Source organism: Sporosarcina sp. QA0331, assembly GCF_055808055.1.
In genome coordinates, this window is the sequence record NZ_CM147850.1 from 3,147,788 (window position 1) to 3,173,281 (window position 25,494).

The window sequence follows — 25,494 nt, forward strand, 5'->3', positions numbered from 1 at the left end:
CCCCTTGTGAGAAGGGATGGGTTGAAATTTATTTTGTGAAGTCTAGTTTTTTGTGCAATTGATGCATGATCATTCCACCTACTGTCATAGAGAGCAATTCGCCGACACCGACAGTAAAATATGTGAGCCAAAACGGGAATCCGAGCATAATCGATAATTGGCCCGCAACGGTGAACATGGATAGTGCAAAAATGATAGCCGTCACGCCCATTTTCAGGGCATCGTTCTTAATGTTCCTCGTCGCTCTTCTGCATAGCAACAATACGAGCAACGTCGCAATCCCGCCGATTGGCACATCCAATATCCATGTAGGAGACATGAAATTGGCGAGGACGACACCTGCTGTAACTGCCACAACGTACCGTTTATTGTACAGGGCGAGGTAGTTGAACATTTCCGATAGACGGAGCTGTATCGCACCAAAACTGATGACTGAAAACAGCACGGTCACTGCGACGTATAAGCCGGCAATGAGTGCGATCTTCGCTAATTCACTCACGGCTGACCGCGGTGAATCCTTGAGTGAAGAGATATTCATTTTTCATTCTCCTTTGTAAAATAGCACGGGGCTATTTTAGTCATAACTACGGCCAAAGGAGGAATAGGCCGAACGCCCAAACCGAAGTGCCGCAGTGCAAACAGAATTTGCTTGCCCGCCTATTATAGCAGAAGAGAATTCTTTTGAATATAACTATCGCATAATCCAGCCGCCATCCATCGGAATGACAGTACCGTGGATATAGTCGGCAGCCTGACTTGCCAAATAGAGTGTCAGCCCGGCCACTTCCTCCGGCTGCGCCCATCTGCCTGCGGGTGTTTCTTGCGCTACCCACTTTGCCATCTCGCCGTCCCCTTCAAAATCAGCTTTGTTCATCGGCGTTTCAATAGCGCCCGGTGCGATTGCATTCACGCGGATCCCTTCCTTGCAGTAATCATAATCCGTCTGCTTCGTATAACCGATGATCGCGTGTTTGGACGCGGTATAAGCCGCGCCTCCGCCTCCCGCGACGAGTCCTGCAATCGATGCCATATTCACGATGACTCCTGATTTTCGATCCAACATATGAGGAAGTACAGCATTCGTTACGAAATAAGTGCCTTTCACATTCGTATCCATGATCCGGTCCCACAGAGCTTCATCCGTCTCCAATGTTTTCGCATAGCCATCCAAGACGCCAGCCGTGTTTAATAAAATATCGATTTGTCCATATATCGAAATCGCTCGTTCAACAGCCGCCGCCACTTCATTCCGATCGCTTACATTGCCAACTTTGTAAGAAAATCGGGAAGAATCTCGCTCTTGTAAATCAATCAACCCTGATTCTTCCATATCAAACGCAAATACATTCGCACCATTTTCCATAAAAGCAATCGCTTGCGCCCGGCCAATACCCGACGACGCTCCCGTTACAAATACCGTTTTCCCGGCGAATTCCTCAAATTTCATATCCGCTTCCTCCCGCAAAAAAAGCCCATGATTTCTCATGAGCTCTCAGCATTTATTCCACAATGGTCCAATCGTCAGCCAATAGATCGCAAACCGTTGGTGAAAACATTGTATACCCTTCGCCTTCAACGTCGATCAAAAAGTAAGGGTTCAGCTTCTTCCCTTCATGCTCTTCTTCACCAACTAATTTCACATACAATTCAGCTCCGCCCCAACCGCTTCGGATTACTTTTTCGCCAGCTTTCAAGCGCGGCAATACTTCTTCAAACGTCATTGATAACCATCCTTTAATCGTAGTATTCATTATCATGAAAGTATACTGGATTGGCTGAGCTTTTACAATGACGCCCCTTGCTTTATTAACATAAACACTGGCTATCGGGTTAAAACCTTCAGAGGGAAGGGTAGGATAAAAACATAACCCTATATCCCATGGGAAAGGGGAATTCATCTTCCAGGAGGTTAAAATGAAGGACAATAAGCATGAGACTGCGCATAACACTTCTGACATGGAAAACGACACGACATTGACAAATCGGCAAGGGCATCCCGTCACGAACAACCAAAATTTGAGGACAGTCGGCAATAGAGGGCCAGCCGCTTTAGAGAACTATGACTTTATCGAGAAGATTAGCCATTTTGACAGGGAACGCGTTCCTGAACGGGTTGTACACGCGCGAGGTGCTGGTGCTCACGGATATTTTGAAGCATACGGGACAGCGGGCGATGAACCTGTTTTCAAATATACGCGTGCTAAGCTTTTTCAGGAAAAAGGAAAGCAGACGCCTGTATTCGTCCGCTTTTCTACCGTTATTCACGGCGGGCATTCCCCTGAGACGCTTCGGGATCCGCGTGGGTTTGCGGTGAAGTTTTACACGGAAGATGGAAACTGGGATTTGGTCGGCAATAACTTGAAAATCTTTTTTATTCGCGATGCGATCAAGTTTCCCGACATGATCCACGCGTTTAAACCGGACCCGATTACGAATATCCAAGATAGCGAGCGGTTTTTTGATTTCTGCGCAAGCTCGCCTGAATCATTCCATATGGTAACATTCATCTATTCCCCTTGGGGCATACCTGCAAACTATCGCCAAATGCAAGGCTCCGGGGTAAATACGTACAAATGGGTGAATAGCGAAGGCGAAGCTGTTTTGGTGAAATACCATTGGGAACCGTTACAAGGGATTAAAAACTTGACGCAAAAAGAGGCCGAGGAAATCCAAGCGAAGAACTTCAATCATGCGACGCAGGATTTGTATGACGCAATCGAACGCGGCGACTATCCGGAATGGGAGCTGTACGTCCAAATTATGAGTGACGACGAGCATCCTGAGCTCGACTTCGATCCGCTAGACGATACGAAGCTGTGGCCCAATGACCAATTCCCTTGGCGCAAAGTCGGAAAAATGGTGTTGAATAAAAACCCAGAAGACTACTTCACCGAAGTCGAGCAATCCGCTTTCGGAACAGGTGTACTTGTCGACGGACTCGATTTCTCGGATGATAAAATGCTGCAAGGGCGCACGTTCTCGTATTCAGATACTCAGCGTCACCGGGTCGGGGCAAACTACCTCCAATTGCCGATCAATGCGCCGAAGAAGCGGGTTGCGACAAATCAGATGGGCGGTCAGATGCAGTATAAAGTCGACCGTGTACCCGGTCAAAACCCACATATCAACTATGAGCCGTCCATCTTAGGAGGACTGAAAGAAGCTGAACAGCATGGGACAGAACATACGCCATATGTAGAAGGCAATCTCGTCCGCGAATCAATCGATCGCAATGACAATACGAAGCAGGCGGGAGAAACATACCGCGCATTTGAGGACTGGGAAAAAGATGAACTGATTACCAATCTCGTGAATGACCTGTCTAAATGCGACCCACGGATCCAAGAAAAAATGGCCGCCCTTGCCGAAGAAGCCGACGACGAATACGGCCGACGCCTGCGGGAAGGCTTGGAGAACGCCAAATCCGAACATTCCAACTTAGGAGAAGGAGCCCCTCTCGGCAATAAAGACGGAGAAAAAGCACCAAAAATGGCCGAAGAAAAAGGACACGAAACAGACGGCTACTAACTTTTTGCGGTATCTCCTTCTTCGGTGCCTGTGCAGGGTGCAATTATGATAATTCAACATTACGTATGAAATTACGCAAGGAAGCCCACCAAACATTGATTTGGCTGGCTTCCTCGTTTTTTATATGCAATTGTAGTGCATTGTCTGAGTTGTTTGCTGCACAGGCACCAGTTTTTCACCCAAAAAGATGTCTTACTTTTTCCAGTTCTTCTTTATATGGAATTATGTTTAATTTAATGTTTTCCTCCAACTCTTGCAGTTTATCAAGTTGCCAATCCATCATCTCATCCTCATTCCATTCAGAGATAAAAAGTGCGTACAAATAAACTTCGCGCATTTGCAAACATATAAGAAGTTGGTCATACATTTCGGAAGTCAACCGTCTACTTGTAGCGTAACCATTCAAAAAGGAAGTTAGGAAATCATCCGGAAAGCTTTTTGATTCAGGATGGAATGCTGTCCCCGTCCATAATGCATGATAAATCGAGACTGCCAAATCATGCACATAAAAATGATAGGCACAGTCATCAAAATCGAAGAAAATCAACCCGTTTTCATTCAAATGGAAATTGCCTTGGTGGAGATCATTATGGATAAGCCCAAATGTGTTCGGGTGTCTCTCCCAATTCACCATTTGATGCACCAACTGCTCTTGTCGATGTTTTACCCAATCATTCATTGGCCTCGCATTCTTTTTGACACTGTCCAAATAGACAGGTCGATCGAGCTCGCCTACTTCTACATTATGCATTTCTGCGATTTGGCTTCCCCATTTATGGAAAAACTCTTGATTCCATTCATTCAAATTCGAAACATCGACCGGCCGTCCTCCAGTATGGCGGAAAAAGGTTAGCCAATAAGCGTTGTCATCCATATCCAGTGGAATGATTCGATCATGCCCTATAAGCGTTATCGGCTTCGCAACCGGTACGCCAGCTTTATCCAAAGCAATTATCCAATCAAGCTCCGCCTCCAACTCATTCCTTGCCCTGCTACGTGAACAGAGCCGCGCTACTATCTTCTTATTAATAACAAAAACTTGGTTATGGAATCCATCCGACGCGGGAACTATATCAATCAAGCCCCCGCCAAGTAACTCTCCAAGTTTCTGTTTTACGTTTTCTCTCTCTGTTTTCAGCATACTCTCATTCCCATATCATTAAATTGTTTAGGTATTAAAACATCCCATTCTCGTTCGGCGAGTCTTCGGGGACCGGTTGACCGACATCCCACATTTCTACGATCAGTCCATCCGAAAAGCGGAAGATATGAACAGCCGCGGCTCCCAGGTCATCAGGGTTCTGTTTAATGTGAGAAAAAACCATCACCATCTCCCCCTCTTCAATCGTCTGTTTCACCTCGAGCGTTTTATTTGGGCTCATGTCATCATTCTCTTTCATCGCCTGCTTCAGCGATTCTACATCCCCAGGGAAATATGGATTATGGTGGCGGAGTTCAGGGCTTGTGTACTTTTCATACGCTTCGTCAATTTTCCCCGCGACGATCAATTGAAGATAATCCACCGCTTTGTCTTTATATAATTCCATGTAATTAACATCCTTTCGTATGTTGTACAGAAGTAAATTCTCCATAAAATCCGGAAGTCCTTTATTTCAAATAACCTAACATTCACTCCCTACTGAAATTAACAAATCTTTTACCATAGATTCATATCAAATTAATAATTCATCCCTATGATTAGTGTTGAGTTTACTACTTTCATTGAGGGGGATTTCGACATGAAGCATCGTTTTGGAAGGAAAGCAGCGGGCATCTCCATGGCTGCTGTTGTAGCCTTTTCCGCATTAGGTTTTGGCTACAACAATATTACTGTGGCGAAAGACAAAAAGAACGAACCTACGAATGTCATTATGATGGTGATGGATGGAACGAGTGCAGGGGCTACTTCACTAGCAAGATGGTATAAAGGCGAGGACCTTGCAATGGATGAAATCATGATCGGAGGCGTGCGAACGCATTCCGCAGAATCAGCAATCACCGATTCCGCACCAGCTGCAACCGCATTGGCGACGGGCCATAAGAGCAATGATAAAATTGTCGGGCTTCTTCCCGAACTTGTAAATACACCTGGGGTTGAGGCGGTTGATCCAGAGGATGCCTTCAAACCAGTTGCAAACGTCTTAGAAGGAGCAAAACTGTTAGGAAAGTCGACAGGACTCATCTCCACTTCCGAAATTCAGCATGCAACACCTGCGGGCTTCTCATCCCATGCAGCACACCGCAGCAACTATCAGGATATTGCTGAGCAACAAGTGTACCAAGGTATCGATGTTGTGCTTGGGGGAGGAAAAGAATCTTTATTGCCAGGCGAAGCGAGAAATTCCCGTGTCGATGGTGAAGATTTGACACAAGTGCTCGATGCGCAAGGATATGACTTTGTCGAAACACGTGATGAGCTGCTCCAAGCAAATTCGGATAAAATTTGGGGTTCTTTTGCTCCTTCAGCACTCGCCTACGACTTTGACCGAAATGCAAATGACGAACCATCTCTTGCCGAAATGACGAAAAAAGCAATCGGTACTCTTTCCGAAGATGAAGATGGCTTCTTCCTATTCGTTGAAGGAAGTAAAGTCGATTGGGCTGCGCACGCAAATGATCCGATCGGGATTATTAGTGATGTATTAGCTTTCGATGATGCGGTACAAGAGGCGCTGGATTTTGCGAAAGAAGATGGAAATACAATGGTCATCGCGGTGAGCGACCATGGCAACAGCGGAATTACAATGGGGAATGTCAACACAAACTCCAACTACCCTGAAATTCCAGTTTCCACGTATATCGACCCTTTAAAGAAAGCGACGATGACAGTTGAAGGTGCATTAAAGCAATTAAACGACGATCGCTCCAATATGAAAGAAGTAGCGGAATTATACGGCTTGGATAACTTGTCAGAGGAAGAAATCGAAGCGTTACAAGCTTCAAAATCATTACAAGCGGATATGTCTAAAATGCTTTCAGAACGCGCAAACATCGGATTCTCGACAGGCGGCCATACTGGGGAGGATGTCTTCCTTTACGCCTACGGTCCATCGAAACCGTATGGATTAGTAGATAACACTGATATCGCAAAATCTATGGCTTCATTCCTAGGGTTTGATTTGAATGAAGTAACGGACAAGCTGTTCGTCAATGCAAGAGAGTCATTCGAGAAAAAGGGCTATCTGACACGCATTGATGTGACAGATGAGCATAACCCTGTATTCATTGCAGAAAAGCAAAATAGTAAGATCGAACTTCCTGTGAATAAAAACGTGGCATTCGTTACGAAGAAAAACCAATCATACACAAAGACACTTGATGGTGTAACTGTTTATAACGGGAAGGATTTCTATGTATCGGAATCCGCATTGAACCTATCAAAATAACAACGCCTGTGCAAGACGCATTTACAAAGACTCATCGGGGTGTATTTATATCCAAATATAGGAAAGTGAAGCACTGATGTGTTTCACTTTCCTTTTTAAATCCATCCTTTTTCGATCGCAATCTGTACAGCTTCAGTCCGTGATTCTGCCTCAACCTTTTGAATGGCTGAGGAGACATAATTCCGTACCGTCCCTTTCGTCAGAAAAAGTGTTTTGCTAATTTCTTCTGTCGTGAGCCCTTCATTTGTTAGTCGGAGCACTTCCGCCTCTCTTTCGCTGAGCGGATTTTTCTCCTGCATAAAAAGAATTGCAGAAAGATCAGTACTAATCACCCGCTCCCCCTTCATCACCCGCCGAATGGATTGGATGAGGAAATCAATCGGTTCATCTTTCAATAAATAGCCTTCCACTTGGGCATCTATCGCTTTTTGCAAATAGCCTGGACGGGCAAATGTCGTAACGATAATGATCTTGCAAGGCAATTGAGCAGCACGTATTTTTTCAGCAACTTCCAACCCACTTACATTCGGCATTTCAATATCCAAAATACAAACATCCGGAATTGTTTGCTCGATTGTATCGTATGCGGTTTTTCCGTCGGACACGGCTGCAATGACCTCGATATCTTGCTCAAATTGAAGTAACGATGTGAAAGCACCGCGCACCATCTGCTGATCTTCCGCAATAAGTATACGAATCATTTTATCCCCCCCTTTCATGGTGGCGTAAAGGCAGTCGGAGCGTGACGACAGTCCCTCCTGTCTCTCCATCTTCCATAGCAGCCGTGCCTAGCAATGCTTGCATCCGCTCTTTCATCGACTGCATGCCGTTTCCGATAGCAACATGTCCCAAACCGATGCCATTGTCAGCGATCCGAATCGTAAATGCATCGGTTTCCATAGTCAGCCTGATTTGACAGCGCGTCGCCTTGCTATGTTTAATAACGTTTGTCGCCGCTTCGCGCAATGAAAGGCTGAGCATCGTTTCTTCCACACTGGAAAGCAACGGTGGCTCTTCCACTACTTCGACTGTCGCTTCCATTCCGGCTTGTATAAGTATCGTTCTAACCTGTTCAATTTCCTTGTGCAACGGAATGGATTTCATATCAGATACAAGCTCCCGCACTTGCTTCAATGCAATTCTTGACGAGGATAGAATATCTAATAATTCCTTCTTGGCCTGTTCCTTATCATGATCAATCCATTTGGCGCTTAGTTCGCTTTTAAGCTTGATCATCGTCAAAGTTTGCCCTAACGTATCATGAAGATCTCTCGCGATGCGATGCCTTTCCTGTTCCTCGATATACTGCTGCTCAAGCTGATGATTGGCGACGAGCAATTCATCTTTCAAATGAAGGTTTTTACTCCGAATGTATATCAACAGTGGATAAACCATTTGCAGAATCATAACGGGAAGAAGAAATGTATGAGCCCAGCTGAATCCGACCTTCGATTGCATGAAAAAAACAGTAAGGAACATGCCTCCGATTGCCGCTATCCCAATTCCTCGGTGCCAGTGACTCGACGCCCTTCCTAATAAATCCGCAAAAATAAACCCGAATAGGAGTACTGGCGGATTAATGTATACCCCAAAAACTGTGAGGATTGCAATGCCACCTAGCACAGCTAGCAGTAGGCGGACGTCTCGATGCCATAAGGCAATATAGTACGAGAACAGAAAGATGGCTAATAAAACGAGGCGGACGGGCAGCACGAGAACGCTTTCCGCTTCTAGCACAATAAAAATGAGAAAAACAACCGATATGGCGTCAATTATCAAGTAGTGCTTCATTTGCTCTTTCGGATAAATCCTTAATCCCATCCTGCTTCCCCCGTTTCACTTTGCTGAAAGCATCCCGATCACCCGTCTCCGAACCATTTCCATCGGACCTAATGCAAAATGGCGCAACCAAATCGAAGCAATTAGAAGTTGAATCAATGAGATGCTTAACCAAATCGATATGATTTGGAAGGAACTTAATTTGCCTCCTAACCCGAATCCCCATCCATAGAAAAGGATAGAGGCGATCAAATTTTGCATGACATAGCAGCTTAACGACATCTTCCCGGCCTTTTCAAAAGGTTTCCAAAAGAAATTCCATTTCTTCCATTCTATCATTTTTGCAATAATTGCTACATAGCCAAGTGAGACGAACGGGGCGAACAAATAACGTGTTGGCAAGTCAAAGGCACCCCCGGGAACAAACGTAAATACATTTAAAGGGATTCCAATGAAAATGCCGATTTTCAAAAGCTTGCTCCGCTGGGCCCTTCCCCTCTCAGTAGGTGAAAAAACTTCCGCACGCATCATCCGGACTCCTAATAAGAAAAGGAAAATATTCATCGGAATAATGAAAATAGCTTCCGTTCGCAGCAATAGGAAATTGGATAAGCGATATTGAATTTGCTCGGACCATGTTCCGTCTTTATAAAGGGCGATCACTTCCTGAAAACTTCCAAGCGACATATTCGCACCAAGTAAACCAAGTAGCAGAAGGGACAGAATGACAAAGGCGTGGAAGCCTCCGAATCCCCACATCGCTCTTCTAATCCGTCGATCGCCGCCTTTAATAATGAAAGCGACGATTATGGCGGTCACCCCGTAACTCATTAAAATATCGTACTCCATGACAAGAATAAAATGCAGAAGACCTTCGACAATAAGAAAGGCGGACGTCCAAAGATACACACCCGGCCATACTTGCCCTTTTCGAATAGCTTGCCTGTATTTTAATTCGACGCCGACGCCGAACATAATCGTCAGCAAGCCTAGTAATTTACCATTCACAAAAAATAAAACGACCATGCGAATGAAATCATTTGTTTCCCACCAGCCTGAATAATCGCCCGTCGTAATATAACCCAAATCCCCCAAATGGGCGAAAATCCATATATTCGTACCTAACGTTCCCAACACGGCTACCCCTCTTAAAATATCCAACAATCGAATACGTTCCTGATGCGCTTCCATACCCTTCCCCTTCCTTCAGCTTGAATTGTCTCAATTGTAGCTGACAGGATGCCTTGCGAATATTCACAGGAGTAAGGAGATCGTTATGACACGTGTCATAAAAAACGTCCAATGCCGGATTAGCATTAGACGTTTTGTCAATGGAAGAGGAATCGGTGCCTGTGCAACACACATTTGAACAGGCACCTTAATCTTTATACGGATCGTGTTCGTTAGCGCCGGCCATGCAGACACCTACTGGTTTCAATACGTGGAGGACGTCGATTGTGTCTTCGTGTGCGGTTAAGACATCCCGCAATTTACGATAGACGAATGGACTTTCATCCGTTCCCCCGCCGCGCAATTCCACTCCATACTTTTGAATCGCTTGATCCATCCGCTCCCGTGAAATCTTCCCGCCTGTTCTTGTACGGGTTTTCCAATTCATCCGGCCAGCCGCTTCCGTACGGCTCATGATTCTGCCCGCTCCGTGGACCGTACTATAAAAAGCATCGGCGTTCGCCTCATTCTCTTTGCCGCGGACGATGACGGAAATGTCGCCCATGCTCCCGCCAATGAAGCCCATTTGACCTGGAGCTGAAGGAGTTGCCCCTTTTCTGACGACGATATACTCCTTGCCGAAGTGAGTTTCTTTCCAAGCATAATTATGATGATTATGAACCTCGAACTCGGAAGTTGCCCCTAAGATGGAAAGCACTTCATCGATCACATAATTTCTGCCCGCGTAAGCATATTTCCCGCTCAACGTCATCGCACGATAATACAGATCACCCAATTCACTATTCAAATCAATCAATGTAGGTGCTTGCTCCATGCTTTCTCCCGGTGCGCGATCAGAAAACTCCCGTCCGATTGCCAAGTTCAAAAACCCGCTCGCCGTTTTATGGCCGAACCCTCTGCTGCCGAAGTGATTCGCCACCCAAACATCTCCCGTCTCCTTCTCTAGTAACAGATCAACGAAATGGTTCCCGGCCCCGACAGTTCCCAATTGGTCCCTCGCCAATTTCTTCAGCCGATCGTGCTCCTGCTTGCCGATTTCCTCATAGACGGACCAGTCCGGATCGTCGAACAATTCATGATCGACCCGAACGTTATTTTTCCTGCCGACGCCGAATGAAATGGATGAAGCAATTTCATCCATGAGACGCGGGAGATCCTTTTCGATATCCGTCCACTTCAAATTCGTCCGGACCGCCTTATTCCCGCAAGCGATGTCATACCCGACGCCCGACGGTGAAATTTGACCGTCATACACGACCACTCCACCGACCGGCTGGCTATATCCATAATGCCCGTCAGCACATAGCACACCGCCAGCTACTTGGCCCGTGCGCAAGCAATTTTTAAACTGTCGCAACGTATTATCATCATGCACACCAAAAATCTTTTTCTTCATAAAAGTACGCTCCTTTCCACGGTGCCTGTGTAAGACATATTTATGTCTATTCAATGTAGTAATTGAAAATCCAACAAAAATAAATGAAATGCCGCCACTATGAGATTTGATATCCGTTTATACAATTGTAGCGCATTTTCTGAATAGCGTCGTGCACAGGCACCAAAATGGTGGGTCAGTAGTATAAATTAGGACTTTACTTTCTCCTTTAACTGAAATAACGTTCTCACATCTCTGCCCTATTAGGTCTTTCCACATATTCCCTCTCCAAAAACTACACTTACGAATCATTTTAAGAACGGTTCTTTTTCCCATAGAAAAAACTGTTAAAATTATCTAAGTAAAGACAATTATAAAGGGGCGCAAAAAATGAACAAGAAACGAATTCTATTCAGCGGCATAGCAACGGCAATGCTCATTCTTAGCGCATGTGGACAAGCGAAAGAGAAAGAAGAGGAAGCGTCTGCTGCCGAACAAACTGAAAATGAAAAAGCAGAGAAAACTAATGAAAATGAAGATACCGAAGTAACTGAAGTAGAAGAAAAAGAAGAGGAAACCGAAGAAGAAGCGGATGCATCCGATAATACGCAAAACGAGTCAGCTGAAAACATCAATCCTACAATAGAAGAAGAAACAGGCGGCGACGTTGAAATTGTCTACACGAATTCAAACCCAGGCCTGACACACGAATACTCGGACAAAGTGAAGATTTCCATCGAAGAGTACCAAATCGTCCACGTGTCGAATATGAACGAATCTGCCAAGTATAATTTCGATGACGAAGAAGAAGGATATGTCATTACATACAAGCTCGGATTTGAAAACAACTTGGACGAAGACGTATTTTTCAATGCAAGTACAATGATGCTATCCGATGATGGCACGGAAAACTTGTATATGAAAATCGGCCTCGTTGACCGTGAAGATTGGTTGAAAGGCGATAAAGAAAACGCTGGACGCCAATACGCGCCTGGTAAATATACTGGTATGCAATCCTACACAATGACGAAGGCACAGTATGAGCGTTTAAGTGCTCCGACTTATACAATCGACATCCCATTGCTGGAAGACGATTTTAATAAAAAGATCGGTAAAGATGCTGTCTTCAAAATTCCATTCAATGAAGAAGGCGCAGAAAAAGCATCGAAAAGCTCCGCTTTGTATGCAGATAAAATGGTGACAGACACGATTGCCGATAAGGAAATTTTCTTCGCGAAAGAAGATATCAACGAAACACAGAAAATCGATGAAGTCACAATTACACTTGAAGGCGTCCAATACACCGACGTCACCCCGACGAAAGCGCACGCTTCCCGATTCACTAATTTCGGCGATGGCCCGCTCGTCGCTTTGACGGCAAAGCTCCAAATTCAAAACGACAGTAAGGAAGCTATCGCGAAGTCATTGATCGACAAACGGTTGATCCTCGACCAAAACCGAGGAACAATGTTGTCACAAGGTATGCTAGAACCTTTCCTTCATGGCGACCTGAACCCTGGCGAGTCGGAAGAAATCTTAGCGGTATTCTTGTTCCGACAAGACGAATTCGGCCTATTGAAAGAATTGAAGCTCCAATTCGGACCATTTGCAGATAGCAATGCAAAAAAACTATTCAAAGAAAAATCGGTGACATTCAAATTGCCGATGAAATAATTAACAAAACGAAGACCGCCTACTGCTAACTAAGAGGCGGTCTTTCTACTTTAAATCGACTTCAAATAAAACAAACCTCCGTTAATAACATCGATTTTAATTTTCGTCTCATACTGTTCCTCGATGGCTTTCTTCTCACTTTCGTAGCATTCAGGGCGATCTTCATCCTCGATTCCTCTATAGAAATATTCAAGCACAAGAAGATCTTTTCGTAGTCTTTCCTTTGCCTCTTCAGCCCATGTATGGTCGTCTTGCTGGATAAGGTTTTCAATCACAGCTTCGAGTCGCGCTACACCATTCAACGGTTTAATGATATACGGTAAATGATATGTGTTTGGCGTTATCGTATTTCCTAAATCCAATCCGTTAATTGATTCCTGAAAGCCGTTGATAATCATGCCATTCATTAAATTTATGCCTAGCGAATACAAGGTCTCCTGCGTTCGATCGCTGGAATACGTAATTTTATAATTGACCCCAACCCAAGGCGTCAATATCGTTTGCTGTCCGGACGCATTGACTGCCCTTTCATACATTTGCACAAACGAGCCCAGCTCCTTTGTCACCCGGAACAATTGATTAAGACGGTTCGACCCGTAATGCACAACTTCCCCGGCAATGCTTTCCATCAGCCTGTTTTTATCGGTAATCAACGTCAGTTGCGCTGGATTTGGCTCATCCCCCGTGCTTTCTAAATACTTCCAATAAAACGGACGATTCATTATTTTTTTATCCATCTCAACCGTTAACTGCACGTTGATGAAATGCTCATTTTCACGCAAGATGTCACAATTGTTTTCAATGAAAAATTGCCGTACATATTGATGGATCTGTTGTGGATACATAAGCATCCTCCTTACATCTAGATCGTCAATTTAAATTCCGATAAAGTGAAACTTCAATCAGTGGTGTTGTTCCACTGATTGTTAGTTGAACCAATCGGGCGTTTACTAACTGTTGTCCCCCATTGGAAATACCCGGATTACTGTAAATGCTAAGACTGGGGGACTTACAGCTAGTTAACGCGGGAAAGGATATCATCCAGTTCACCGACGACTTTTTCAAAGACGCCAATTTTCACATTGAGCAGCTCCAATATATGGTCCTCAATTGTATGTTTAATAGCCAAATTGTATATATTAACATCATGTTCTTGCCCTAACCGATGGACACGGCCAATCCGTTGCTCCAATTTCATCGGGTTCCAGGGTAAATCATAATTGATGACATGATGGCAAAATTGTAGGTTGATCCCCTCACTGCCGGATTCCGTGGCAATCAACACTTGCGCTTTTTCTTTGAATAAATACTTCATCCACTCACGTTTATTTTTGCTGAACTTCCCGTTAAACGGGACGCTGACAATTCCCTTTTCATACAAAAAGTTTTGCAAATAGGCTTGGCTCGCCCGATATTCCGTAAAAATGATGACTTTCTCATCATTTGCTTGCGAGATGATTTCATACGTCTTTTCCGCTTTCGTATTCACTTGCAGCAAGGCTAATTTTAGAAGCAATTCATCGATATACGCAAGTTCCTCCGGGTTTGTGCATTTCTGACGCATTTCATTCAATGTAAAGAATGCCGCTTCTTTTGAACTGCAAATTTCCTTTTGCAAAGTTATCATCGAAAACGCGCCGGAAAAGACGGAGGATACATTTTTCAATTCTGAAATCATGTCGTATACTTCTTTTTCCGCCTCACTGAACTTGAGCGGAATAATTTGCACACGGCGGCTCGTCCATTCGATTCCCGTGTCGTGCCTTGAATTTCTCACCATCACTTGGTTGATCAATTCCTTTAAAAACTCGTCCTCTTCCACATTATGCTTGCTTGCGGAAAAGACAGATTGGAATGTCTCGAAATTGCCGAGGTGACCAGGTTTCAATAAAGAAATCAAGTTGAACAGCTCAAATACATCGTTTTGAATCGGTGTCGCCGTCAGCAACAAACAAAACTTCTTCTTCAAGTTTTGCACGAACTCATAGTTCTTCGTCTTTGGATTTTTTAATTTATGAGCCTCATCAATGATGATTAAATCAAAGTCCTGATTATAAAGATTTTCTTTATGGGGGCTCCTTTTCGCCATATCGATGCTCGCGATGACGATATTGCAGTAGTCGAGGTCATAAGCCTTTTTATATTGAATCGCCGGAATGTGGAATTTTTGATTCAACTCATCAATCCATTGATTCATAAGTGAAGCGGGGACGAGAATGAGCGCTTTTTTCACGAGGCCCCGAATTAAATATTCTTTCAATATTAAACCAGCTTGAATCGTTTTCCCGAGACCTACCTCATCTGCAAGAATCGCTTTCCCATTCATCCGCTCGATGACCGTTTCTGCCGCCTCCAATTGATGGGGGTAAGGCGTCAGCTCAGGTAAATATTTCGGGCATTGAAGACCTTGGAAGTCCGTTATCAATTTCGATTTTTCTACGTCATAGCACATTTTATACAACGTCCAATTATCCCACGCTTGGCGGTTTTCCAACCGTTCGGCAAAGCCCTCTTTCCAATCGGACGACCATTCAATTTGCATAAACATCCCCTCATCCGATATTTTCTTGTTAGATTGTCCAAAAACGAAGTTCCTATGTATGTTGCCACGTCTCGTAGACGGATTATCATTTTTTATCCAAGAAAAAAGCCCTCCTCCAGATGGGAGAGAGCTCACTATTTATTCATCCAACGTCAACAACGCAACACATTCCACATGCACAGTGTGCGGGAAAAGGTCGACTGGCTGCACTTTTTGAAGAGTATAGCCAAATGGCAGCAATTCCGCTGTATCTGTTGCGAATGTATCCGGATTGCAAGACACATAGACAATCCGTTTCGGTTTCGCGCGTCCAATACGACGCATCACTTTGCCGCCAGCACCGTAGCGTGGAGGGTCGATCAATAACAGATCCGCCAAGCCCCAGCTTTCATGCACTTCGTCAATGCCTCTCCGTGCATCCCGAGCGAGAAACGTCGTGTTATGCAAATCATTATCCGTCGCATTCCGTTTTGCAGATTCAATTGACGTCTCGACAATTTCAATACCTGCTAATTCCTTTACCCGTGCTGCGAATGGAAGAGAGAACGTACCGACGCCGCAAAATAGGTCGATCATTTTTTCGTCTTCCTTCGGCTCGCCCATTTCAAGCGCAAGTTCAACTAGCTTCTGCGCTTGAACAGGATTCGTTTGGAAAAACGTATCAAACCAAAGTCGGTAACGGTATCCGCCGAGTTCATCATAGATGAAGTCGCGGCCCGCCAAAACGAATGTCTCCTCGGATTGTGTGCGATCCGCCCAATCCGTGTTCACAAGCCAAAGCAGGCTTTTCACGTTCGGAAACTTATTTGTGATGCGGGTAATCAAATCTTCAGCAGCTGGCGCCAATTCACCAGCAGGTGCTTCAGTCGCGAACAACGCAAGCATGATTTCTCCGGTTTCAAACGATTCCCGTACCATCAAGTGGCGGAGAAGTCCTTCATGTTTATCTTTATTGTAGCCTTTCAAGCCGAATTCTTTCACCCATTCGCTTACTTCCATCGTCGCATCGACCATTTTTCGGCCTGCGATAAGGCAAGTTTCAAGCGGAATGATGTTACGGAAGTTCCCTTGCTCGTGCAGTCCAAGATTTCCTTCAGGAGAAAACGTGAATTCCATCTTATTACGGTATTGCCAAGGATTGTCCATGCCGATTGTGTCGCGGACAAGCTCCGGCTCCATCCCCTCACGCAGCAACGCTTCCTTCACATGATTCGTCTTATGCGTTAACTGGCCTTCATAATTCCAGTGCTGCCATACACAGCCCCCGCAAAGATCGAAATGCGGACAAGGCGCATCTTGGCGCTCCGGACTTGGAGTAAGAATTTTTTCAGGCAGTACCTTCCTTCTTCTCTTATCCGGTTCGTCCACAACAACTTGAACCTTCTCTCCCGGCAATGTAAGCGGAATCGTCAGCTTCAGCTTTCTCGGATTTGAACCTGTTTCACTCTCACGCCAAATGACAGCTTGCCCATTTCCCTTCTTATCCAAATGGTCTATTTCAGCAATTAGCGTTTCTTCTTTTATCGTAGTCAATGAATGATCCCCTTTCACTTTTGTTCATCTATTAAACGGCTCACCTCCATGCGAGCCGACTCCTTCAAAAAGAGACATACTTACCTATTATAAAGGAATTCGTGTGGAATGAAAATGGCACGGACTCGAGGAATTATGATCACTTTGTTACTTGGTGTTTCAACTATTTCTTATGTTGTTAAATTAATAGGGCTCACTTATACTTAATTTACCGCATCAGAATTTTCAATATTATAAAGGAGTGAAATAATTGAAGCTCGGAGCATTCTCTGTAAGCCTGAATGTGAAAGACATTCACGCATCTAAATCATTTTATGAAAACCTTGGATTCCAATCATTTGGAGGGGACATTAATCAGAACTGGCTCATTTTGAAAAATGGAGATACGATCATTGGGCTATTCCAAGGGATGTTCGAAAAAAACATTCTTACGTTTAACCCTGGTTGGGATCAAAACGCCGAGAACCTTGATTCGTTTACAGATGTCAGAGATCTGCAAAAGGAATTGAAAGAGAAAGGGTTTCAAATGCTAACAGAAGCAGATGAAGCAAGTGATGGAGTTGCGCATTTCACACTTGAAGATCCGGATGGCAATCTTATTCTTGTAGATCAGCACGTGAATAAACCATGAAAATATCCCTCTTCCAAGATTGGAAGGGGGACTCGTTTTAGATTGTTACAATCACTTTTCCTTGCGAATGACCCTCCTCAAAATACCGAATTGCTTCGTGAATCTCACTTAAGGAATAGGTTCTATCGATAACCGGCTTTACTTTCCCTTCTTCAATAAGTTCTTTCATCACCATTAAATCTTGTTGATTGGCCCTTTGCAAAAAGGTTTTAAACTTCTTTTTTCCAATCATTGATAACAAAGATCCTAGCATCATTGTTTGATACATTTGATTTTCTGTGCCGCCAACATGAATGAATTTCCCATTCTCTTTGAGCTTCCGTTTATAAGTGGAAATAGATTGCGATCCATTCACACCAATAATTACATCATAAGTATGATCATGGCTTTCAAAATCTTCTTCTTTATAATCCATCACACGGTCAGCTCCAAGAGACTTTGCGATGTCTACGTTTCTAGTACTTACTACAGCCGTCACTTCAGCTCCAAATGCTTTCGCAATTTGAACAGCAAATGTTCCTACACCTCCTGAAGCACCATGAATCAGTACTTCCTGTCCGTCCCTCACCATTCCTTTATCCCTTATAGCTTGTAAAGCTGTAATGCCTGCCATTGGAACGGCGGCAGCTTCTGTAAATGACAGATTACGAGGCTTTGTCGCCAATGTTTTTTCATCCACGGCTACATACTCGGCAAAAGCACCCCAACCGCTGCTCGATAGGTCACCATACACCTCATCTCCCACTTGAAATCGGGTAACTTTTTCGCCTATCGCCTCTACCATTCCAGCTATGTCCCCGCCAGGAATGGGGTATTTCGGTTTCGTCAGTCCAAATACGAACCGGGCCGGCAGTGGTTTTCCTGTTAATAAAACAAGATTACCAAAATTAATCGATGATGCATGGATTTTTACGAGTATTTGATTTGGTTGAGGTGTGGGTATTGCTATCTCACTTAGTTTCAGCGTATCCGGTGTTCCGTATTTTTCAGAGAGTATCGCTTTCATCTCCATCCTCCTTTCTTTTTCAATTTATGTTCCGAGAGCACTCATCATATCCGGATTCAAGTGACTATCAACTATATTTATAAAAAAGAGACCTGGATAGTTCCAGGCCTCATTACATCTCACTTAATCCAACTCGTCATCCCCGTAGTAATCAAACAAATCGCCAACGTCGGCATAGATTTGATACCCATTCTTCCATTGCTCTTTCAACCACTTGATCGCACGCAGCATTTCGGGACTCTGTGCAGCGGCCTTTTCTTCCAGATCCGCTACTTCGTCCAGTTTAGCGTAGCACAATGCAGGGTCTAGGAACGATTCAAACCATTCCTTGTCGTCCTCTTCGAGCGGATCCGTATAAAACATATCGTCATCCACCGGCATCATTTTCGGCCAATCAAGCCCAAGTCCGACGTCTTCCATCAGCTGCCTCATATCGAGCGCGAGCGAATATAGCCATTTGTTGCTTGCAATATCTTCTTCATCCAAAATTCGGAGTTCGTATTCCTTTGTGTTTTCCTGTTTGAAAAGTTTTTGAAAGACGCCTGCTTTCGGTGTGACATCAACGATTGTGTAATTTCGGAGTGCTGTCAATTTGACGTTGCTTGCTAAATGCTTCTCTCTGTTATCAGGATGGCTTTGAGCGTCCAGCGTAAGCAGTGATTCAAGTTCCTCCTGTTCGCCGTACGTCAGCTTGGACGTCATTTCCTTTTTTCTCAGTTTCGGCAAGCCGATCGCCACTTTCCTGAAGTCTTCCGTTTTCATGCTCATTGGCCATCCCCCATTTCTTTATTTCAGGCTACCATAATGTGTAGCCGTGCATTAAGCCTTTCAAATGAAAACCGTCGTACAGTTGAAACTATTCGAGCCCTTTTCCGTATAGTAAACTAGCATACAGACGATTTCAAGAAAGGAACGTGATTGATCATGAGGTCTGCCAATCCAAGTTTAGGAGAAAACACCTTCAAAGGACTGCGTTCAGAAAACGGTGTGGCGATGACTATCCAAGGAACTGTGAACAAGACGTTCATCCTGTTCTTATTGTTATGCGCAACCGCTGTTTTCACATGGCATCAGTACTTTTCAGGGAATGCTATTCAAGCATGGCTATGGATCGGACTCATAGGCGGTTTCATCGTAGCCCTCATTACAATCTTCGCGAAAAGGGCAGCTCCCTACACGGCTCCTCTCTATGCATTGTTGGAAGGGCTCGCAATCGGAGGGATTTCCGCTATGTTCGAGTCCCAATTTGAAGGAATTACGACTCAAGCAATCCTCTTAACGCTTGGAACTTTATTCTCCCTGCTAATTGTGTATCGGTCGGGCCTCATCAAAGTAACAGAGAACTTTAAGCTCGGAGTAGTTGCTGCGACGGGTGCAATATTCTTTGTGTACCTCGCGGATTTCATCCTTCGTTTCTTCGGAATGGAAGTACCTTTCATCCATGAAACAGGTCTCGTCGGCATCCTTATTTCGGTCGCCATTGTAGTCGTCGCAGCGTTGAATCTTGTGCTCGACTTTGATTTCATCGAAAAAGGAGCAGAGCAGAGAGCGCCGAAATATATGGAATGGTACGGTGCATTCGGCTTGATGGTTACATTAGTTTGGTTATATTTTGAGATTCTAAGGCTTCTATCTAAGATTAGAAGCAATCGATAAGGCAGGTGTGGTGAAATGGGCTTTTCCCCGTTCGATGAATTTATGTTTAGTGCTATGCCGATCTTTGGTTTCATCATTTTCGCCATCGTCATTGGCGGATTCATTTTTGTAATTGTAAAAGGCGTCGGCCAATGGTCCTCCAATAATAACTCGCCGCGCCTGACCGTTCCAGCGCAGGTGAAGACGAAGCGCACGCATACTTGGGGCGGCAGCGGCGACTCCTCAGCTAGTACGAATTACTATGTCACCTTCCAAGTGGAGAGTGGCGACCGCATGGAATTAGAGATGCCCGGCAAGGAATACGGCATGTTAGCTGAAGGCGATCTAGGTATTCTAACGTTTCAAGGCACACGGTATTTAGGGTTTGAACGAAATGGCCTAGCAGTCTAATACGAATCCATCCATTTGAGTGAACACTCAAGGATGGATTTTTTCATTTTTTAAAAGTGGGTTCATTACTACCTTCTACCTATTATTCGACTTTTCTAACAGTTTTATTGATATACTATTGATTATTTTCTGTTAGTTTGATACCTTTACCAATATGACATGCTGGAAGTCTTTCTAACTGCGGAGAGTCGATTAGGGGGTCGACTCTATTAAATTGCGGCATGACATACATTATGTGGCAAAGGGGATGAAAGGGAATGACAGTGAAGATGAAGAAAGCGGACATTCCTGTCAAGCGGGAGATGCCGCGGAGGACAGACGGTCTGCTTGATTATGAACGGCTCATCGAAACAGAAGAGTTCAAGCATTTGGTAAGAAAGAAAAAGCGCTTTATGATGCCTTATGTAATTGCTTTTTTTGCTATCTATTTATTGCTCCCCATATTGACGGGATATACGTCGATCCTTGAAACACGGGCGATCGGCTGGATGACGTGGACATGGGTCTATGCGTTTGGCATGTTCATCATGGTTTGGGTATTCACACAGATCTATGTAAAGAAGTCGAGAGAATTTGATAGCGACGTCGAGCAATTGCTCGAAAAACACGTTCGGAAATAAAGGGGGAATGACGCATGAGTTTAATGTCCTATGGAATCTTTTTTGCAGTTATTGTTTTGACGCTATACATCACATATTGGGCTGCTAAGCAGACGCGGACGGCGAGTGAGTTTTATACGGCAGGCGGTTCACTGACAGGTTGGCAAAATGGGATGGCCATTGCTGGGGACTATTTATCGGCCGCCTCGTTTTTAGGAATTGCCGGAGCGATTTCACTTAACGGCTTTGACGGGTTTTATTACAGTGTCGGCTGGTTGACTGCTTACCTCGTCGTATTGTTTTTAATTGCTGAACCACTTCGGAACCTCGGAAAGTATACGATGGCCGATATGATCGGTTCACGGTTCGGAGCGAAGAAAGTCCGTGGCGCCGCTGCGCTTAATACGATTACAATCGTCCTTTTCTATATGCTTGCGCAACTTGTCGGAGCTGGCGCGCTCATTAAGCTGCTATTTGGCATCGACTACTGGATTTCCGTCCTCATTGTCGGTGTCATGATGATGATCTACGTATTATTTGGCGGAATGACTGCTACGAGCTGGGTGCAGATCATCAAGGCAATTTTGCTAATGATCGGAACCATCGTCATTTCATTCCTCGTTCTTATGAAATTTAATTTTAACTTTGTCGGCATGTTCGATGTCATGCGGACAGCGACGCCTCACGGTGAGTCATTCCTTCATTCCGGGGTCGTCTATAAAGATCCGATCGGCCTCATTTCGGTATTGCTTGCACTCGTACTCGGAACTGCAGGATTGCCGCATATCCTCATGCGCTTCTTTACTGTTAAAGATGCAAAGACTGCACGCTCTTCCGTCGTATACGCTGTATGGATCATCGGAATTTTCTATGTCATGACGATTTTCCTCGGCTTCGGTGCTGCCAAATTCGTTGGAGCGGATGCCATCATCGCAGAAAACTCCGCGGGCAATATGGCCGCCCCAATGCTAGCCGGAGTGCTCGGCGGGGATATGCTTGAATCATTTGTCGCAGCTGTTGCATTCGCTACGATTCTAGCAGTCGTTGCTGGGCTCGTGCTGTCCGGCGCATCGGCAATCGCACATGACATTTACGCAGAAATTATCAAGAAAGGCAAAGTGACGGAAAAGCAGCAAGTGAGAGCAGCCCGTCTTGCGGCAATCGGCGTCTCCGTCGTCTCCATCTTGCTTGCACTCGGATCTGAAAAGTTGAATGTCGCGTTCCTCGTGTCGCTCGCATTCTGTATCGCAGCGTCCGCGAACGTTCCGACGATTCTTTTCACGATCTACTGGCGCAAATTCAACACGACTGGCGCGGTTGCTTCTATGCTGACTGGGCTTATTACTGCCCTTGTCCTCGTCGCGGTCAGCCCAAACGTCATCAATCCGGTTGAAGGCGCAGCATTCTTCGTCGGCGATCCACTCTTCCCGTTCGTCAATCCGGCTATCATTTCCATACCTGCCGGATTCATTGCCGCCATCATCGGTACGTATGTAGGCGCGAATCGTATGGAAGCTCAAGAAGTCGCCTACGCGGAAGTCCGTTTCAAAGCGGAAGCAGGATTTCGCGGATTGGAAGGACAAGCACCGAATTGATTGTTTAAATGAAATTTGAAGAGCCCTTGGGAACTGAAGTTGCAGTTTCCAAGGGCATTTTGTTAGCTGCACACTTTAATTATTCGAACCTAGCACCTTACTTTTCAACTAGATTAGTGTTGAAGATAGTTTGGATGTAAGAAATCAAATTATTTACGGCTCTGTTTACCAAGCTTTTCATTACCTCGTTTAAAATTGCCCGTAATTTTTGCCAACAGTAACTGTATTTCAGTTGGATTATCTTCTACATTGCTAATCCTAGCTACAAGACGGTCCGCTTCCTTACCGCTGACAATTTTAATTTGTTTCCCCCCATAACTGATCATCACTGTCCCTTTTTTCGTTATTTGATAATCAAATGGCTCCTCGCCTAATCGGTTCCTATTATCAATCCCACTCACTATACCCACTCCCTGCTTGTTGATTTCATTGTTTCTCCTTCATTCACCACATTAGATTTCGTGACAGGAAGATGTCTTTATAAATCCATGCGATTTGCAAAAATAGTGTACACCCCATCTAAATCGGTATGGAAATAGTAACAACAGCGCCCCCATCTTCCCCATTTTCCGCACTTATCCGACCATCATGTTTTTCGACGATGGACTTTGCGATATAAAGCCCCAAGCCCGCATGCCCCTTCCTTCTGCTGCCTTGGTAAAATGAATCAAACAGCTTCGCTTTCTGCTTATCAGGAAAACCTGGACCATCATCAGCTATTTTTATCGCGAGACGATCCATCGAAATGTTAACTTCACAACGAATCGTTCCTTTGTCGACGAAACGTAAGCTGTTTGAAATCAGATTATCCAACACTTGAGTCAGTCGATATGGATCTGCATATATCGTATCCCTCCCGTACCGTTCGTCTTCAATTTTCTTGACGAAAAGAACTCCTTCTTCTGTACAAAGAATTTCATAGTCCTCCATCTTTTCAGTGAAGTATTCAAATGGATCGAAGTCCACTTTATCCAACACGAACGAATCACTTTCCAAAATGGCTGTCTCATTCAGATCACTTACGAGTTTCACAGCACTTGCCATATTCGATTTTATGACAGGTACATATCGCTCAAACCGATCGATCCCCCGCTTATGCGCTTCCTCCAATCCTTCCACATGACCTTGGATAATTGTCAGTGGTGTGCGGATATCATGGGCTAGCGCCGCGACTGCTTCCTTCCTCTGTTTTTGCAAGTTCCACTCACGTTGAAGGGATTCCGCTAATTCATCTCTCATCTGTTCAAATGCAATAGTCAGCTCCTTAATTTCCTTAATATTTCCTGTGTAATTGAAAGAGAACTGTAAGTTTTTATCACGTATCTGAGAGGTTCCCTCCATCAATTGATCCAACGGCTTTTTCAATTGAAGGCTTAACCGCCTAACAAAAACAGCCGTAAAAAGGATGATGTAGCCAAAAGGAGCGAGTAGAAAAAGAAATGAACCTATTTTCACTAAAAAAGCTTCCGAATAATTGATGGGTGTTACTTTCAACGTATAATACAAGAGCAAAGTCCCTTGGAGGGAACCATCTGAGATGACAGGAATATATTTCACGAAATAATTTCCTGGGCCATTATCAACACGATTCAGCTTTTCCAACAGCTGATTTTTTGGTATATCAGATTCGTCTTCTATATTTCCATATTGATAAACTCCGTTACTATTGACGACCCTATACTTAAATCCTTCCTCAGGGATAATTTGTTCCAACAGCTCCTTGCCGGAGACGTTCATCAAATCTATATGTTCCTGCTTCAACCTCACCTCAATCGAGGGAATCATCTTCTCATAATGATTCGCATCGTTCGTTTTCTTTTCGCTCACTACTAACAATCCAAACCAAGTAATGACCGTACATACGAAACTCAATAGCAAAATCATCACAATCATACGGTGGAGCCTGCTCCTGATCGATACAGTTTTCATATCCACTTATACCCGACTCCCCAAACCGTTTGGATAAATGTTTGAGCGGGCTCGATTTCCTGAAATTTTGCTCGGACCTTCTTTATATGCTCCGTGACAGTTGAATCGTCCCCATTCGCTTCAAGTCCCCACACCCGTTCATAAATATGAGATCTGGAAAACACTTGACCTTTATGCAAAGCCAGGAACCAGACGATGGAGAACTGCTTGCTCGTCAACTCAACGTCAACCCCATTCAACCGGACGAAACGGCCTTTATAATCAATCGTCATCCCTTCAAATTGAAGTTCCGTCTTTTCTCTATCATCCAACTTCCGCCGTTCCCGTCTCAAATGCGCATGGACTCTCGCTTTCAATTCAGACAAGCTGAACGGTTTAACAATATAATCATCCCCGCCGACGACGAGGCCTTTCACCCGATCCGTTTCATCTTGGCAAGCACTTAGAAAAATAATAGGTCCCCTGACGACGGAACGGATTTGTTCGCATACTTCAAATCCATCCAACCCGTCCATCATGACATCGAGTAGTACCATATCAGGCTTCTTTGCAGCCTCCATGATTGCCCGATTACCGTCGAATGCTGTGAGAATCTCATAACCTTCGTCCTCAAGCGCATCCTTCATAAAGGAAACAATCTCTTCCTCGTCATCTACAATCAAAATTGTCGCTTTCGCCAT

The 25,494-nt window shown here is 44.5% G+C and carries 25 protein-coding genes; 8 read left to right on the forward strand and 17 right to left on the reverse strand.

Features of this window, described 5'->3' with window-relative positions; genetic code table 11:
• Positions 1-28 precede the first annotated feature (28 nt).
• The 3 genes from AC0L13_RS15945 to AC0L13_RS15955 form a co-directional block, all read right to left on the reverse strand.
• Positions 29-538, reverse strand: a complete 510-nt coding sequence (locus tag AC0L13_RS15945; RefSeq protein WP_473641290.1) for a QueT transporter family protein — start codon at positions 536-538, stop codon at positions 29-31.
• Between the two features lie 153 nt (positions 539-691).
• The gene (locus tag AC0L13_RS15950; protein ID WP_473641292.1) at positions 692-1,447 is read right to left on the reverse strand and encodes a 3-oxoacyl-ACP reductase; all 756 of its coding nucleotides are present in this window, start codon (positions 1,445-1,447) and stop codon (positions 692-694) included.
• Between the two features lie 52 nt (positions 1,448-1,499).
• Positions 1,500-1,721 (reverse strand): DUF2829 domain-containing protein, encoded by a 222-nt coding sequence (locus AC0L13_RS15955; protein WP_473641294.1) that lies wholly within the window; start codon positions 1,719-1,721, stop codon positions 1,500-1,502.
• A 193-nt stretch (positions 1,722-1,914) separates the two neighbouring features.
• Between AC0L13_RS15955 and AC0L13_RS15960 the strand changes: the two genes are divergently transcribed.
• Positions 1,915-3,528 carry a catalase gene (locus tag AC0L13_RS15960; protein ID WP_473641296.1) on the forward strand — a complete coding sequence of 538 codons (1,614 nt, stop codon included), beginning with the start codon at positions 1,915-1,917 and terminating at the stop codon, positions 3,526-3,528.
• A gap of 175 nt (positions 3,529-3,703) precedes the next feature.
• Here AC0L13_RS15960 and AC0L13_RS15965 read toward each other — a convergent pair whose 3' ends face one another.
• Both AC0L13_RS15965 and AC0L13_RS15970 read right to left on the reverse strand, forming a co-directional pair.
• A complete protein-coding gene (locus AC0L13_RS15965; protein WP_473641298.1) occupies positions 3,704-4,669 on the reverse strand; it encodes a phosphotransferase enzyme family protein in 966 nt (321 codons plus the stop codon).
• A gap of 34 nt (positions 4,670-4,703) precedes the next feature.
• The gene (locus AC0L13_RS15970) at positions 4,704-5,075 is read right to left on the reverse strand and encodes a nuclear transport factor 2 family protein (protein WP_473641300.1); all 372 of its coding nucleotides are present in this window, start codon (positions 5,073-5,075) and stop codon (positions 4,704-4,706) included.
• A gap of 192 nt (positions 5,076-5,267) precedes the next feature.
• Here AC0L13_RS15970 and AC0L13_RS15975 point away from each other — a divergent pair, with 192 nt between their 5' ends.
• Entirely contained in the window at positions 5,268-6,914 is a 1,647-nt protein-coding gene (locus AC0L13_RS15975; protein WP_473641303.1) for an alkaline phosphatase, read from the forward strand.
• Between the two features lie 95 nt (positions 6,915-7,009).
• On the opposite strand, the gene AC0L13_RS15980 is transcribed toward AC0L13_RS15975, so the two are convergent.
• The 4 genes from AC0L13_RS15980 to AC0L13_RS15995 all read right to left on the reverse strand — a co-directional run bounded on the left by AC0L13_RS15980 (position 7,010) and on the right by AC0L13_RS15995 (position 11,280).
• On the reverse strand, positions 7,010-7,615 hold the full coding sequence (locus AC0L13_RS15980; protein ID WP_440500892.1) for a response regulator: 606 nt from the start codon (positions 7,613-7,615) through the stop codon (positions 7,010-7,012).
• 1 nt (position 7,616) lies between these two features.
• The gene (locus AC0L13_RS15985; protein ID WP_473641305.1) at positions 7,617-8,735 is read right to left on the reverse strand and encodes a sensor histidine kinase; all 1,119 of its coding nucleotides are present in this window, start codon (positions 8,733-8,735) and stop codon (positions 7,617-7,619) included.
• Between the two features lie 15 nt (positions 8,736-8,750).
• Positions 8,751-9,884 (reverse strand): DUF418 domain-containing protein, encoded by a 1,134-nt coding sequence (locus AC0L13_RS15990; protein WP_473641307.1) that lies wholly within the window; start codon positions 9,882-9,884, stop codon positions 8,751-8,753.
• Positions 9,885-10,071: 187 nt separating this feature from the next.
• The gene (locus tag AC0L13_RS15995; protein ID WP_473641309.1) at positions 10,072-11,280 is read right to left on the reverse strand and encodes an RtcB family protein; all 1,209 of its coding nucleotides are present in this window, start codon (positions 11,278-11,280) and stop codon (positions 10,072-10,074) included.
• A 369-nt stretch (positions 11,281-11,649) separates the two neighbouring features.
• Here AC0L13_RS15995 and AC0L13_RS16000 point away from each other — a divergent pair, with 369 nt between their 5' ends.
• Positions 11,650-12,933, forward strand: coding sequence for a DUF5068 domain-containing protein (locus AC0L13_RS16000; RefSeq protein WP_473641311.1), 1,284 nt, complete (start codon positions 11,650-11,652; stop codon positions 12,931-12,933).
• Positions 12,934-12,983: 50 nt separating this feature from the next.
• On the opposite strand, the gene AC0L13_RS16005 is transcribed toward AC0L13_RS16000, so the two are convergent.
• The 3 genes from AC0L13_RS16005 to rlmD form a co-directional block, all read right to left on the reverse strand.
• Positions 12,984-13,778: a YqhG family protein gene (locus AC0L13_RS16005; RefSeq protein WP_473641313.1), complete on the reverse strand. Its 795-nt coding sequence runs from the start codon at positions 13,776-13,778 to the stop codon at positions 12,984-12,986.
• Between the two features lie 170 nt (positions 13,779-13,948).
• Positions 13,949-15,481, reverse strand: coding sequence for a DEAD/DEAH box helicase (locus tag AC0L13_RS16010; protein ID WP_473641315.1), 1,533 nt, complete (start codon positions 15,479-15,481; stop codon positions 13,949-13,951).
• Positions 15,482-15,613: 132 nt separating this feature from the next.
• The gene (rlmD, locus tag AC0L13_RS16015) at positions 15,614-17,008 is read right to left on the reverse strand and encodes a 23S rRNA (uracil(1939)-C(5))-methyltransferase RlmD (RefSeq protein WP_473641317.1); all 1,395 of its coding nucleotides are present in this window, start codon (positions 17,006-17,008) and stop codon (positions 15,614-15,616) included.
• Between the two features lie 250 nt (positions 17,009-17,258).
• Between rlmD and AC0L13_RS16020 the strand changes: the two genes are divergently transcribed.
• Positions 17,259-17,639 (forward strand): VOC family protein, encoded by a 381-nt coding sequence (locus tag AC0L13_RS16020; protein ID WP_473641319.1) that lies wholly within the window; start codon positions 17,259-17,261, stop codon positions 17,637-17,639.
• Positions 17,640-17,676: 37 nt separating this feature from the next.
• On the opposite strand, the gene AC0L13_RS16025 is transcribed toward AC0L13_RS16020, so the two are convergent.
• Both AC0L13_RS16025 and AC0L13_RS16030 read right to left on the reverse strand, forming a co-directional pair.
• Entirely contained in the window at positions 17,677-18,645 is a 969-nt protein-coding gene (locus tag AC0L13_RS16025; protein ID WP_473641321.1) for an NAD(P)-dependent alcohol dehydrogenase, read from the reverse strand.
• A gap of 123 nt (positions 18,646-18,768) precedes the next feature.
• The gene (locus AC0L13_RS16030; RefSeq protein ID WP_473641323.1) at positions 18,769-19,413 is read right to left on the reverse strand and encodes a hypothetical protein; all 645 of its coding nucleotides are present in this window, start codon (positions 19,411-19,413) and stop codon (positions 18,769-18,771) included.
• Positions 19,414-19,569: 156 nt separating this feature from the next.
• Here AC0L13_RS16030 and AC0L13_RS16035 point away from each other — a divergent pair, with 156 nt between their 5' ends.
• The 4 genes from AC0L13_RS16035 (at position 19,570) to AC0L13_RS16050 (ending at position 22,885) form a co-directional block, all read left to right on the forward strand.
• Complete coding sequence (locus tag AC0L13_RS16035; RefSeq protein WP_473641325.1) at positions 19,570-20,301, forward strand: Bax inhibitor-1/YccA family protein; 732 nt, start codon at positions 19,570-19,572, stop codon at positions 20,299-20,301.
• Positions 20,302-20,316: 15 nt separating this feature from the next.
• Complete coding sequence (locus AC0L13_RS16040; protein WP_473641327.1) at positions 20,317-20,691, forward strand: DUF2500 domain-containing protein; 375 nt, start codon at positions 20,317-20,319, stop codon at positions 20,689-20,691.
• Positions 20,692-20,948: 257 nt separating this feature from the next.
• Positions 20,949-21,311 (forward strand): DUF485 domain-containing protein, encoded by a 363-nt coding sequence (locus AC0L13_RS16045; RefSeq protein ID WP_473641329.1) that lies wholly within the window; start codon positions 20,949-20,951, stop codon positions 21,309-21,311.
• A gap of 14 nt (positions 21,312-21,325) precedes the next feature.
• Positions 21,326-22,885: a solute symporter family protein gene (locus AC0L13_RS16050; protein ID WP_473641331.1), complete on the forward strand. Its 1,560-nt coding sequence runs from the start codon at positions 21,326-21,328 to the stop codon at positions 22,883-22,885.
• Positions 22,886-23,034: 149 nt separating this feature from the next.
• On the opposite strand, the gene AC0L13_RS16055 is transcribed toward AC0L13_RS16050, so the two are convergent.
• From AC0L13_RS16055 to AC0L13_RS16065, 3 genes are all read right to left on the reverse strand, one after another.
• Positions 23,035-23,286, reverse strand: coding sequence for a hypothetical protein (locus AC0L13_RS16055; RefSeq protein WP_473641333.1), 252 nt, complete (start codon positions 23,284-23,286; stop codon positions 23,035-23,037).
• A 118-nt stretch (positions 23,287-23,404) separates the two neighbouring features.
• Positions 23,405-24,814, reverse strand: coding sequence for a HAMP domain-containing sensor histidine kinase (locus tag AC0L13_RS16060; protein ID WP_473647064.1), 1,410 nt, complete (start codon positions 24,812-24,814; stop codon positions 23,405-23,407).
• On the reverse strand, positions 24,811-25,494 hold the full coding sequence (locus AC0L13_RS16065; RefSeq protein ID WP_473641335.1) for a response regulator transcription factor: 684 nt from the start codon (positions 25,492-25,494) through the stop codon (positions 24,811-24,813). Before AC0L13_RS16065 ends, AC0L13_RS16060 begins: the two co-directional genes overlap by 4 nt.